Raw genomic sequence first — 13,106 nt, forward strand, 5'->3', positions numbered from 1 at the left:
GAGGGATTTGATCAAAACAGTTCATATCAGTAATATCGGACGTGTTCGTTCGGTTAATGAAGATTCTGTATGGGTAAATCATCTGCCGCAAGGCTACACAGTGGGTATTGTAGCCGACGGTATGGGCGGACATCAGGCTGGTGATACTGCCAGCCGCCTAGCTGTGGAAACTATGGCTCGGGATTTAACGGCACTAGAGGCGGATATGTCGACAGAAGGTCTACGTGCTGCTCTCAGTGACGCTATTATTCATGCAAATGATGTGATTTATAAGGAAGCATCTAAGAATGAAAAGTTTCATAATATGGGTACGACTATCGTAGCCATACTGCTTGCAGGTGCTTCTGGATTTATTGGACATATCGGGGATAGTCGAGCTTACAAGATAACAAATGATGAAGTTATTCAACTTACAGAAGATCATACTTTAGTGAATGAGTTGTATAAAAGTGGTCAGATCACTTTGGAGGAATTGAAAACTCATCCAAGACGAAATGTACTGACACGAGCACTGGGCACTGATGCGGAAGTCTCTCCAGTGCTCGATCCTGTCACACTTTTAGCTGGAGAAGTTCTGCTGTTATGCAGTGATGGGCTTAGCAATTTGGTGAGTGGCCAGCATATGAGCCAGGTCACCGGAAAACTCGATGTTCCGCTGGATGAAAGAGCAGAGCGCTTGCTGCAATTGGCACTTCTCGCCGGGGGCGATGACAATATTACTGTCGCCCTGTTTGAACTACAAGACCTTGAAGAAGTAGCTGGGGCAAGTATAAAGGAGTGGGATTCATGATCGGACACGAATTGGGCGGTCGTTATGAAATTATCGAGCGGATCGGTGGAGGCGGGATGGCTCTCGTATATAAGGCCCATGATATTTTGTTGGGCCGAAATGTTGCCATCAAAGTGCTACGCCAACAGTTTGTGCACGATGAAGAGTTTATTCGCCGTTTTCGCCGAGAGGCACAGTCGGCGGCTTCGCTTTCTCATTCGAACGTAGTTAGTATTTATGATGTGGGACAAGAGGACGAAATTCATTATATTGTAATGGAATATATCGAAGGCTTTAATCTTAACGAAATTATTAAAGAGCGTGCTCCCTTGCAGGTAGATGAAGCAGTAAGGATTGCAGCTCAGATTTGTGATGCATTAGATCATGCGCATCAGAACCAGATTATTCACAGAGATATTAAACCTCATAATATACTTATAGGTAGAAACGGACGCGTCAAAGTTACTGATTTTGGCATTGCACGTGCGGTCACATCAACGACCATCACACAAACCGGTTCTGTAATTGGTTCTGTGCATTATTTCTCACCTGAACATGCCAAGGGCGTCGTGACTGGAGAGAAATCTGACTTATATTCTTTAGGAATTGTACTCTATCAGATGTTAACTGCACGGCTTCCCTTTTTGGGGGAAAGTCCAATTAGTGTCGCTTTGAAGCATCTGCAGGAAGAGTTTGACGATCCACGGGATGTAAATCCGCTTATTCCACAGAGTGTGGAGAATATTATTATCAAATCGATGCGAAAAAATCCGCAAGAGCGATATCAATCTGCTAAAGAGATGCTTCAAGATTTGGAGACTTGTCTGCTCCCGGAGCGGAGAAACGAGCATAAGCTAATTTTTAGTGATTCGGATGACGAATATCGCACACAGGTAGTTCCAGCTATTAAGCCACAGCGAAATTCTCCTAAAAGTTCACGAGCTTCATCCCCTTACCTTGAGGATGAGGAAGAGAATAATAACCGAGTGGACGAGAGTCCCAAGAAAAAATGGGGAAGGCCCGTTTTGTGGATCAGCGTCACGTTAGTGCTTTTAATTGCAATGGCAGGTGTTGTCTGGTACGTTAATCACAAGTTGGTGGTTCCCAATGTCACGGTACCAAAAGTCGTTCAACTAAGTGAAGCCGAAGCGGTGAAGAAGCTTAGTGAAAGTGGTATTGAGGTCGAGAATCCGATTATTCGTGAATATAAGCAGGGTGTGACCCAAGAAGGCATTGTATTCAATCAGAGTAAGCCAGAAGGTACTGAAATTAAGAAAGGCTCAACCATCCAAATCTCAGTTGGAGCGGCCAAACCTCTTGTAACTATGCCTTCTGTCAAGGGGCAAACCTTTGATGAAGCTGTAAAAACTTTATTAGCTCTGGGGATTAAAGAAGATAACATCAAAAAAGCAAGTGAAGAGTTCAGCGATCAAACCTCTGGTACTGTTATCGATCAAACTCCTGGTGTCAATGCTGAGTTTAATGCAGATACTGAAGAAATCCTTCTGACGGTTAGTAAAGGCCAAGAGCCTATAACAATGACCGACCTGAAGGGTCTTACGCAGAAAGAGGCTGAGAAGGAAATCAAGAGACTGGGTCTCGTTCTTGTGTCGGTTAAAGAAGAATCAAGTTTCACAGTGGATAAAGGAAAAGTGATTAGGCAGTGGCCTTTTGATCCAAATTCAAAAGAAGCCACTCCAGGTGCTGAGGTAACTATATTTGTTAGCTCGGGCTACCCATCTGATGCTTTGAATTATACGTTTAATATACCAATGGCTCCTTTAGAGCAAGGTAAGAATACGAAGGTTAGCATTACGTATACAGACGCTCTTACTGAAGGAAAAACAAAGGATTGGGGAATTAAAACGATTCAATCCATTCAAACATTCTCGGTTAATCTTGTCGTTGCGCCTGGTGTAGATGCAGTGGTTACGGTGAAACGAAATGGACAATTATTTGATAGGTATACAGTGAAATATAGTGATGTAAGGAACGGTACTGTTCCTCCTGTAGAAGTACCTGTGGACCCTACTCCAATAACTCCTGATCCAGGTACTACAAATCCAAATCCAAACCCAAATCCAGATCCCAATCCAGGTGAAGGCGATGGAGATGGAAACGGAGATGGAGATGGAGATCAAGGAAGTCATTAGGGAAAGTTGATTTCAGGAGCAGCTTTGAAAATACAAAGGGTTGCTCTAGCTGTGAATCAAAGAAAGTGAGGCCTTTCATGTATGCCAGATGGAATTATTGTAAAGGCATTGAGCGGTTATTATTATGTAAAGCCGCGTGAGAATGGGAAATTAGTATCTAGCGGTGATACGATTCAATGCCGTGGACGCGGTATTTTTAAGAAGAGAGGGCAGTCTCCGCTTGTTGGAGATCATGTAATTTATTCACATACCGAGAATGGAGAAGGCATGGTGGATGAGCTGCTTCCTCGCCAGTCGGAGTTAATTCGCCCTCCGGTCGCAAATGTTGAATTGGCTGTCTTGCTATTCTCGATGAAAGAACCGGATCTGAATTTGCAGTTGCTCGACAAGTTTTTGGTGCATATTGAGCATTCGGGTCTAAAGACTCTCATTTGTCTGACTAAACAGGATTTGCTAAATGGTGAATCAACGCGAAATGAGGATTCTACGACTTACGTTCAGCAGCTATATGAAAGTATTGGTTACGAAGTATTGGTCACTAGCTCGCGTTCAGGAATGGGCAAAGAACTGCTAAGGGATCGATTGGCCAATCGGATTAGCGTTTTTTCCGGACAATCAGGCGTGGGTAAGTCATCACTGCTTAATGCTTTGATGCCCAACCTCTCACTGGAAACCAATGCGATCAGCATGAGACTTGGACGCGGAAAGCATACTACACGTCATGTAGAACTAATGGAACTGGATAACGGAGGCTTTGTGGCCGATACACCAGGTTTCAGCCAATTGGACTTTCTAGAGCTCGGAGTTGAGGAATTATCAAACTGCTTTATAGAGTTTGAGGAATACGCAGATCACTGCAAATTCCGAGGTTGCAGTCATATGCATGAACCAGGATGTAAGGTTCTTGAAGCCAAAGAAGCAGGGAAAATTGCACTTAGTCGTTATGAACATTACGTACTATTTTATACAGAGATGAAAGATAAGAAGCGGAGGTATTGACAGAGATGATCAAGATTGCACCGTCCATATTGTCAGCAGATTTTGCCCGTTTGGGTGCAGAAGTTGCAGAGATTGAAGCCGCAGGAGCGGACTGGATTCATGTCGATGTGATGGATGGGCATTTCGTGCCGAATATCACGTTAGGCCCCCCAATTGTTAGCGCTATTGCACCGCATACATCTTTACCGCTCGATGTTCATTTAATGATTGAGCAACCGGAAAGATATGTGGCTGACTTTGCTAAAGCAGGAGCTAAGATTATCACAGTGCATGCTGAGGCTTGTACTCACTTGCACCGTGTGGTTCATCTGATTAAAGAGCATGGTGTACAGGCTGGAGTTGCTATTAATCCTGGAACTCCTGCTCATGTTATTCAGGAAGTACTTGAGGATCTCGACATGGTGTTAGTGATGACGGTTAATCCAGGATTTGGTGGACAGGCATTTATACCACGTATGATTCATAAAGTACGTCAGGTACGTCAATGGCTGAATGAGGCTTCCTTATTTGATGTTCATATTGAAGTAGATGGTGGAATTACAGCAGAAACCGCTCCGTTAGTTGTGGAAGCTGGTGCAGATGTATTAGTAGCGGGAAGTGCCGTATATGGCCAAGCAGATCGTTCCCTGGCTCTATCTGCTATTCGCAGCAGTGTGGCGGGAAGATAATATGTTACTTGACTCCATCCCTTTCCTTGATGCATAGGGCATGCTTTTTGAGCATACATATGGTTACATGAGCAGGGTTCTCATGTAACCTTTTTTGTGCGTCTGTATACCAATAGGCTCAGGGCATAGCATACCGTGCTGACATGAGAATGATGGGGAGGGTGAGATATGAAATTTTATACGTTCAAGCTGCCAAAGTTTTTGGGAGGGTTTGTTAAGGCAATCCTGAATACATTTCACAAAAGCTAAAGCCATTCCTGAGGGTGCACGGCTTATTTGATTAAGCCTTCAAACAAAAAAACCTCTGATCAGAGGCGGCACTGCTGCGCAGTTGGCATGGTCAAAGGCATTAAAAAAGCACCTTCAGGAACAAGGTGCTTTTTGCTTATATGTCATTTCTACATTAAACGCGGGTAACTTTACCGGCTTTCAAAGCACGAGTGCTGACATAAACACGTTTTGGTTTACCGTTTACCAGAATCCGAACCTTCTGAACGTTTACACCCCAAGAACGACGGTTATGGTTATTAGCGTGAGACACATGATTACCACTGCCTGGTTGTTTACCAGTCACATAACATTTGCGAGACATAGATTACACCTCCTTGTTCCAAACCCTGCATAAAACAATACTTATATATAATATCACAGCAAAAATTGCTTCGTCAACCGTCCTCAAAAACATTTATTTCTTAAGCTTCTTATAGTACAATGTTGATTAGCCCATACTTCTTCATAATGGGCATTTTAAATTTATATTCATTATTGCAAATTTTGACGAAACGAATACATGGTATTCAACGTATTAAGTAAGACGTCAGTTACTTAGAGGTATCTAGCTAGGAAGGGGATTTATCATTGAGCAAGCGTTCTTTGAATGGGACAGATTATACGGAGATGGTCTTAGCCGGAGCACTGCAGCTCCAACAGCATGCAGAGCACGTCAATTCTTTAAATGTATTTCCGGTGCCTGATGGTGATACGGGAACAAACATGAATTTGACCATGACTGCCGGTGTAACCGAATTAAAAAAGAATCATTCTGCTTCTATAGGACATAGTGCAGGTGTGCTGTCCAAAGGCCTCCTTATGGGGGCGCGTGGTAACTCGGGTGTTATTACATCCCAATTATTCCGTGGTTTTGGACGCTATGCAGCTCCTTATGAAGAGTTGAATGTAATGCAATTTGCAGCGGCCTTACAGACCGGCGTAGATGCGGCATATAAAGCGGTAGTTAAACCCGTGGAAGGAACGATTCTAACCGTTGCTAAGGAAGCTGCTAAGCATGCAGTTTATTTTGCGCGCCGTACAAATGATATTACGGAACTCATGGAGCAGGTTCTAGCAAAAGCTAAAGAAGCTTTGGCACAAACACCTGAACTACTGCCTGTCCTTAAACAGGTTGGTGTAGTAGACTCTGGAGGGCAGGGGCTTGTATATATTTATGAAGGGTTTCTACAATATCTGCATACCTTGGGTTCGCATACAGAAGATCACACTTTATACGAAGAACAGAGACAAGCTTACCCTATAAGTCGACTAGAACCTCAGCATGTGACGTCTACTACTTATACACCTGTTGCGGCAGCTGTTCATGAAATGCCTGATATCGCGCAGGCTCGCTTAGAAACGGAAGATATTGAATTTTTATATGACATGGAATTTTTCATTAATCGTCAGCTTGGAAATGCAATAAATTCATATTTTGATGAAGATCAATTCAGGAAAGCGTTATCAGTAAACGGAGATTCTATTATTGTTATTGCTGATGACGAAATGATCAAAGTTCATGTTCATTCTAAAGCTCCTGGAGAAGTACTTAATTTGGCGCTTGGTTATGGTGAAATTACACAAATTCATATTTTAAATATGCGTGAACAGCATCGGGATTTGCTTAGCACAGGAATGGACATCGCTCCGATGCCTGAATTGTTTGCTGATATCCCTTCTGCACCTACGCCAGTAGCTACACCTGCGGAACCTCCTGCGGATGAGATGGCCGAGTATGGTTTCATCGCTGTTTCCTCAGGTCAAGGTATAGCGGATATTTTCAAAAGCCTTGGTGTGGATGTAGTCCTCTCTGGAGGTCAGACCATGAATCCGAGCACAGAGGATTTCGTGAATGCTATTGCTACGATTTCTGCTCAGCATATCTATATACTGCCGAACAATTCGAACATTGTGCTAGCAGCGCAACAAGCTGCTGAATTACTTGAGGGTGAGCGTAGCGTGAAGGTCATTCCAAGTAAGAGTATACCGCAAGGAATCGCGGCTGCCTTTGCTTTTTCAGAGGAAGAAAGTCAGGAAATGAACACCGGAAATATGCTTGAATCCATTACTCGAATTAAATCAGGACAAGTGACCTATGCGGTTCGGGATACTCACATTGATGATCTAGAGATTAAGGCTGGCCAGTATATCGGAATTCAGAATTCCAAGATCGTAGCAGCAGCTGAAGATCTGCTGCTTGCATGTCAGGAATTGCTCGCGAAGATGATTGTGAGTGGGGATGAGATCGTAACTGTACTAGCTGGAGAAGAGACGAAAGAGGAAATGACGGATGAGCTGACAGCTTGGCTCGAGGAGAACTATCCTGACGCTGAGCTGGAAGTACATCAAGGTGGTCAGCCGCTTTATTATTATTTATTTTCCGTGGAATCTTAGGTTGAACACTAACCATCTCTACTTGTTCTTTATTGTTGAAAGAAGATGAAGGGGGTCTTTCCATGGCGAATGTAGTTATAGTAACGGACAGCACGGCGGATATCCCGGAAGAATTAGTTACGAAATATGATATTCATGTGATACCGCTGCGGCTGATGTTCGGAGATGAGAGCTTTCTAGATGGCGTAGATATGTCGGCAAAAGTATTCTATGATCGACTTGTGAAGTCTTCGCAGTTACCTACCACATCTCAGCCATCTCCTGCTGACTATATGCAGGTGTATGAGCAAATTGGCTTACAGTATCCGGGTAGCCCGATTATTTCGCTCCATATATCCTCGGGGCTAAGCGGAACCTATCAATCTGCTGTGCTAGCGACGTCGATGATGGAGAATGATGCGGATATTACGGTTATCGATTCGAAATCTGCATCCTATGGTTTTGGCTTGTTCGTAGTGCACGCGGCAAGAATGGCTATGGAAGGCAAAACGGTGGCTGAGATTGTGGCTGCTGTAGAACAGTTGCAGAAGAAACGCAAGCTTTACTTCCTAGTAGACACCCTTGAATATTTACAAAAAGGTGGACGCATAGGCAAGGCTGCCGCCATGATTGGTACGCTCTTAAATATTAAACCGATCCTCTCTATTGATGAGGAAGGAATTATTTATGCAGTGGAGAAAGTCAGAGGTCGTAAGAAGGCAACTGCTCGAATGGTTGAACGGTTCCAAGAGGATTTAGGCGGCATCACTAATATTAATGTGGCTGTGGGTCATACGGCAGACCCGGCGTCGGCTGAACCCATTCTAGAAGAACTCGCTAAGGTGTTCAAACTGGAAGAAGTGGTCTTGACGAATGTCGGACCTGTAGTGGGAAGCCATGTCGGGCCCGGAACATTAGCCGTATTTATCTGGCCTGCTTAAATGAGGGATAGATGATGAGTTTGGATTTAGGTCAAATTGCAGTGAAGCAGGTGCGCGGCGTGAGTGCCTTAAAGAAGGGGAACTTCACGCCTTTGGCATTTTTACAGTACAGGATTTATTAGAGTATTATCCGTTCCGATATGAAGATTATCGTCTGCGCTCGCTTAGCGAAGTTAAGGATGGAGATAAAATTACCATTCAGGCTAAGATTATAGGGGTGCCTGTGTTACAGCGATACGGTGGGAAATCGCGGCTCAGTTGCAAAATGATGGCGGAAGAGTGGATGTTTACGGCCACTTGGTTTAATCGTCACTTCTTGCGGGAACAGCTTACGGCAGGACGTGAAATCGTCCTCGTTGGTAAGTGGGATCAACGCCGCATGCAGCTGACGGTCTCTGAATCGGAATTCCCGGATCAGGGGGCATGGCGGAGCGGGACGCTCCAGCCGGTCTATTCCATTGGCGGTAAAGTTACACAAACGTGGATGCGTAAAACGATGACCCAGGCTCTAGAGCAGTATGGAGATATGATTCCGGAAATTATACCGCATGAGCTCATCAAGCAGTATCATTTTTTACCACGGAAACAAGCGATTGCTACAATCCATCAGCCTCAGGATACACACGAGGGCCAACTGGGCCGGGAACGTATGGTGTATGAAGAGCTATTTTTATTTCAACTGAAAATGCAGGCTTTTCGGGCGCTAAACCGCGGCCGCATGGATGGCATTGTACATACCGTTGACAATAAGACTGTGCGTGAATTTGTACATCGATTACCTTTTGAGTTAACGGATGCGCAAAAGAAGGTTGAACTTGAAATTTTACATGATATGCGTTCTCCATACTGCATGAATCGTCTGTTACAAGGTGATGTAGGATCTGGAAAAACGGTTATTGCTGCCATCGCCCTATATGCCTCGGTGCGTTCGGGATTTCAAGGTGCTCTTATGGTGCCAACAGAAATTTTAGCAGAGCAGCATATGCGTTCTCTGGAGCGGATGTTTGAACCTTTTGGCATTACCGTCGGACTGCTGACAGGTAGTGTGAATGGAAGGAAGCGCAAGGATCTGCTGGCGTCTTTACAAATGGGGATGACGGATGTTGTAGTAGGAACGCATGCCCTGATTCAGGAAGATGTCTTCTTCCGCCAGCTAGGACTCGTGGTTACAGATGAGCAGCATCGCTTTGGCGTGAATCAACGCGGTGTATTGCGGCGTAAAGGATATAATCCAGACGTGCTGACGATGACGGCAACTCCCATTCCGCGTACACTTGCGATTACAGCTTTTGGTGATATGGATGTGTCTACGTTGTCTGAACGTCCTAAAGGACGTATTCCCATTACGACATACTGGGTGAAGCATAATATGATGGACAGGGTACTAGGCTTTATTTCACGTGAAGTGGAGCAGGGTCGTCAGGCTTATCTGATCTGTCCTCTGATTGAAGAGTCTGAGAAGCTGGATGTTCAGAATGCGATAGATTTGCATATTCAGATGCAGCAGTCTTTTCCAGCTTATCGGGTAGGACTGCTGCATGGACGCATGACGCCAGCGGAGAAAGAAGAAGTGATGAGGTCTTTTTATGATAATGAGGTCCAGCTCCTTGTTTCAACGACTGTTGTTGAGGTAGGTGTTGATGTGCCGAATGCAACGCTGATGGTCATTATGGACGCGGATCGCTTCGGACTGTCACAGCTACATCAGCTGCGTGGACGTGTAGGCCGGGGCAAACATGCATCCTTCTGTGTTCTCATAGCCGATCCGAAGTCGGAAATTGGACAAGAGCGTATGAATGTCATGACAGAGACGGAGGATGGGTTTGAGGTATCACGGCGAGATCTCGATCTTCGTGGACCTGGAGACTTTTTTGGGACAAAGCAGAGTGGTTTGCCTGAATTCCGTCTAGCTGACATGGTAAGTGACTTTGCTGTCCTAGAGCAAGCCCGCGAAGACGCGGCTGAGCTTGTTAGTGAAAGCTCTTTCTGGACATCACCCGCGTATACTTTATTACGTGAATACTTGCAGAAGGAACAGATTTTTCAAGGTGATCTGGTTGATTAACTCATGGGACATTCTATCCCCGTCATATACTCTGGGTAATTGCTAAAATTGACGGGAGGTGCTAGGGACTTGGGTTATCAGCAGTATGGAATCAGTCCTCAACTGGTGGAGCGGATTAAGAAAAAATTAAAAAATCCTGCGATCAAAGAGCGCGTGAAAAAATTAAATAGAGAACGTGGATAAGCATGATCTGCAGGATAAAGCGAAGGTGCACAAACTGGTTAAGTCGTATGGATCTATTCTGAATGAAAAGCTGACAGCAACGGAGGAAGAACAAATTACTAAGTTTGTTCTTGCGCAGAAGATCGATCCCAGCAATACGTTTCATCTAATTAAACTATGGAGTATGTTCCGCTAACTGAACATGGTTTGGGGATACAGGTTGAGCTTGTCCTATCATTGACCTCTTGAGCATGTATGCTCAGGAGGTTTTTTGGTGTGTAGCTAACTTACAGTTCATCAGGTGCTTCGACGTCAATAATACGTTCAAGTTCGATCCATTCATATTTATCCGCTGAAGATGCTTCCCAGTAAATTCTTCGAAGTTGACGATCCATGCGCAAGACACGACCCGCCAAGCGAATGTCCTCAGGTTCGCTGAATAGCGTGAGGGAAATGGTAAATCCACCATGCATAGAAGAAGCCATAATTCGCTCCATCTCTTCGGCTGCCTGCGGATCAATAAGCGGAGGGGTACGGTGCTTAAGTTGCTCCTGATGTATGATATAAGCCTCGCGATGTTCGGGCAGCATCATTCTTGAAGATTCAAATATGCCGTTTCCTTGTAGTTTCTTACTCATTTGTAATGACCTCCAATTCTGAGTGAACGTTCATATGCCTGACCTGATTCCTGAAGAGAAGAGGCACGTAGGATGGCGGTTTCGCCAAACTTACGCTTAATCTCATCTGTTGCGCGTTCGAGTTCACGTTTCCGGTCACGGTCGCCAAAAAGGCTTAGTTGATAAAGCGAATCTGATGTGAGGTCGGTTAAGGAGATGCTAATTCTACGAATAGGCATGCCGTCCCAATGACGAAGAAACAGTACATGAGCGGTTTCGTACACTTCATCCGTAATATTCGTGGGATCATCCATTCTCTTCTGCCGTGAGAAACCTGTAGGATGGTCATAATCTGCTCCTTGGCAAGATACACTAACGACATTACCCATGAGCCCCTTATCCCGGCAGCGCTACCTACCTGCTCACACAGCTCAAGCATAACAACTTTAATCTCATCCCATGACGCATAATCACGGGGAAGCGTCATCTGGTGGCCTACACCTTTTTGCTGCTGATGAAAGCTTCCGGGTGTCACAGGTGAGGTATCCATACCTCGTGCAATCCGCCAGAGAACTTCGCCATTCACGCCCCAGCGTGATTTTAGCTTGTGGAGCGGAGTTTGGGCCAAATCTCCGATCGTATGGATACCCATATTGTATAGATGGCGGGACATGCGTGATCCTACCATGAACATCTCGCGTATGGGAGTGGGCCAGAGATCCCTCGCAATATTCTCAGCAGGGAGGACGTAAATGCCTTCCTTATTTTTTTTAGCAAAAATATCACAAGCCATTTTACTTACAATTTTGCAGTAGCTAATGCCTACGCGTACATAAATTCCTGTTTCAGAACGTACCTGATGTTGAATTTGACGTGCAATCTCTTCAGGACTGCCAAAGAGCGCTAGACTGCCCGTGACGTCCAAATGCTGCTCGTCGATGCTGTACGGTTCTACCAGATCTGTGAACGACTGCAAAATTTCTGTGATATGCAGTGACACACGGATATACTCCTCCATATGTGGGCGCACAACGATCAGATCGGGACATTTGTTTAGGGCTTCCCCGAGCCTTTCGGCGGTCTTAATGCCATATTGCTTCGCCAGTGGGCAGGCGGCTAGGATGATGCCCGAGCGCCGAGCGGGATCACCAGATACAACTAAAGGCTTGCCTATATACTCGGGATGAGTGGACTTCTCAACACTGGCATAGAATGATTGGCAATCCGCAAGCATAATAACACGATGATTAGCCTTAGCCATGGAACTCGCTCCTTATATTATAGGGTATCAGGAACACATGTTCTTATTTTATCAATCATAAAGCAGAAATATTCTCTTTTCAACCGGGAATTATTTGCATGAGTCCACATCAATTGTTAAGTACACTGGGAAAAAGGGGGATGAGATATTTATAATGCGGGGTTTTCCATTCGATTTCAAAATCCTACTACAGGTACTTATTGCTTCTATCGATTAAAGATGAAGATTGGAGTGTGTTGGGAAATGCCAAAGAATAAGAGTGAATATTCTATTTGTAACGAGAATTATTTGTAAAAACTGTGCGTGAATCTAAATGAAAAGAAAATACGAGCCTAATTCTTCCTAGTCATAAAGGAGCATGAAGTAGACAATACGGGAAAAGAACTATACGAATAGTCACAGGCATCCTGCTTTATCATTTAAGGTATAAACCCATCTCATGCACATAATGTCCCGAGAGGGACTCTTTCCTCATATTAAAAAATCCCTAAGAAACTAAAACGTTGATATAACGCGGTTTTCCGCTGTCGCTTTATCGGACTATAGTAGTGTTTTGTCGAATTAATGGATAAAGATGTTAAAGAATATAATATATTAGTGATTTTTTAATATGAAAGCGTTTACGACACTGCTGTTGCAGGAAATTTGGTTACAAAATTGAGATGAAATTCATAAACACGAGTTTAATTAAAATAAGGATTATACTTCCAATTATATAGGCCAACAGGTTCCAAAATTTGCATCCACCAGCCTATTTTATTAAGGGGTGCAGATGGTTAAAAATTAGAGTTGTACAGAGCGAGGCTACGCAAATATGAAAAGGAAAAA

General features: G+C 44.3%; 9 protein-coding genes and 3 pseudogenes. 9 read left to right on the forward strand and 3 right to left on the reverse strand.

From position 1 onward, the window contains the following. Nucleotides 1-7 precede the first annotated feature (7 nt). The 5 genes from JCM16418_RS05415 to spoVM all read left to right on the forward strand — a co-directional run bounded on the left by JCM16418_RS05415 (nucleotide 8) and on the right by spoVM (nucleotide 4,838). A complete protein-coding gene (locus JCM16418_RS05415; protein WP_036646840.1) occupies nucleotides 8-790 on the forward strand; it encodes a Stp1/IreP family PP2C-type Ser/Thr phosphatase in 783 nt (260 codons plus the stop codon). After that, nucleotides 787-2,922 carry a Stk1 family PASTA domain-containing Ser/Thr kinase gene (gene pknB / locus JCM16418_RS05420; protein WP_036646841.1) on the forward strand — a complete coding sequence of 712 codons (2,136 nt, stop codon included), beginning with the start codon at nucleotides 787-789 and terminating at the stop codon, nucleotides 2,920-2,922. Before JCM16418_RS05415 ends, pknB begins: the two co-directional genes overlap by 4 nt. An 81-nt stretch (nucleotides 2,923-3,003) precedes the next feature. Further along, complete coding sequence (gene rsgA / locus JCM16418_RS05425) at nucleotides 3,004-3,921, forward strand: ribosome small subunit-dependent GTPase A (protein WP_036646842.1); 918 nt, start codon at nucleotides 3,004-3,006, stop codon at nucleotides 3,919-3,921. 5 nt (nucleotides 3,922-3,926) lie between these two features. Further along, entirely contained in the window at nucleotides 3,927-4,589 is a 663-nt protein-coding gene (gene rpe / locus JCM16418_RS05430; protein WP_036646843.1) for a ribulose-phosphate 3-epimerase, read from the forward strand. Nucleotides 4,590-4,757: 168 nt separating this feature from the next. Beyond that, the gene (gene spoVM, locus JCM16418_RS05435; RefSeq protein WP_034273235.1) at nucleotides 4,758-4,838 is read left to right on the forward strand and encodes a stage V sporulation protein SpoVM; all 81 of its coding nucleotides are present in this window, start codon (nucleotides 4,758-4,760) and stop codon (nucleotides 4,836-4,838) included. Nucleotides 4,839-4,992: 154 nt separating this feature from the next. Here the strand turns inward: spoVM and rpmB are convergent, their stop codons facing one another. Continuing rightward, on the reverse strand, nucleotides 4,993-5,181 hold the full coding sequence (gene rpmB, locus JCM16418_RS05440) for a 50S ribosomal protein L28 (RefSeq protein WP_036646844.1): 189 nt from the start codon (nucleotides 5,179-5,181) through the stop codon (nucleotides 4,993-4,995). Nucleotides 5,182-5,447: 266 nt separating this feature from the next. Between rpmB and fakA the strand changes: the two genes are divergently transcribed. The 4 genes and pseudogenes from fakA (at nucleotide 5,448) to JCM16418_RS05460 (ending at nucleotide 10,596) form a co-directional block, all read left to right on the forward strand. Continuing rightward, complete coding sequence (gene fakA / locus JCM16418_RS05445) at nucleotides 5,448-7,253, forward strand: DAK2 domain-containing protein (protein WP_036646845.1); 1,806 nt, start codon at nucleotides 5,448-5,450, stop codon at nucleotides 7,251-7,253. A 62-nt stretch (nucleotides 7,254-7,315) separates the two neighbouring features. Next, the gene (gene fakB, locus JCM16418_RS05450) at nucleotides 7,316-8,173 is read left to right on the forward strand and encodes a DegV family protein (RefSeq protein WP_036646846.1); all 858 of its coding nucleotides are present in this window, start codon (nucleotides 7,316-7,318) and stop codon (nucleotides 8,171-8,173) included. 14 nt (nucleotides 8,174-8,187) lie between these two features. Next, a pseudogene (recG, locus tag JCM16418_RS05455) lies at nucleotides 8,188-10,238 on the forward strand (ATP-dependent DNA helicase RecG). A gap of 69 nt (nucleotides 10,239-10,307) precedes the next feature. Then, nucleotides 10,308-10,596 (forward strand): annotated as a pseudogene (locus tag JCM16418_RS05460) (stage VI sporulation protein F). Between the two features lie 91 nt (nucleotides 10,597-10,687). On the opposite strand, the gene JCM16418_RS05465 reads toward JCM16418_RS05460, so the two are convergent. Further along, on the reverse strand, nucleotides 10,688-11,038 hold the full coding sequence (locus tag JCM16418_RS05465; protein WP_036646847.1) for a YolD-like family protein: 351 nt from the start codon (nucleotides 11,036-11,038) through the stop codon (nucleotides 10,688-10,690). Then, a pseudogene (locus JCM16418_RS05470) lies at nucleotides 11,035-12,278 on the reverse strand (DNA polymerase IV). Before JCM16418_RS05470 ends, JCM16418_RS05465 begins: the two are co-directional and overlap by 4 nt. Nucleotides 12,279-13,106: the final 828 nt, after the last annotated feature.

The organism is Paenibacillus pini JCM 16418, from assembly GCF_000576305.1.
Taxonomy (GTDB): Bacteria; Bacillota; Bacilli; order Paenibacillales; family Paenibacillaceae; genus Paenibacillus_AQ; species Paenibacillus_AQ pini.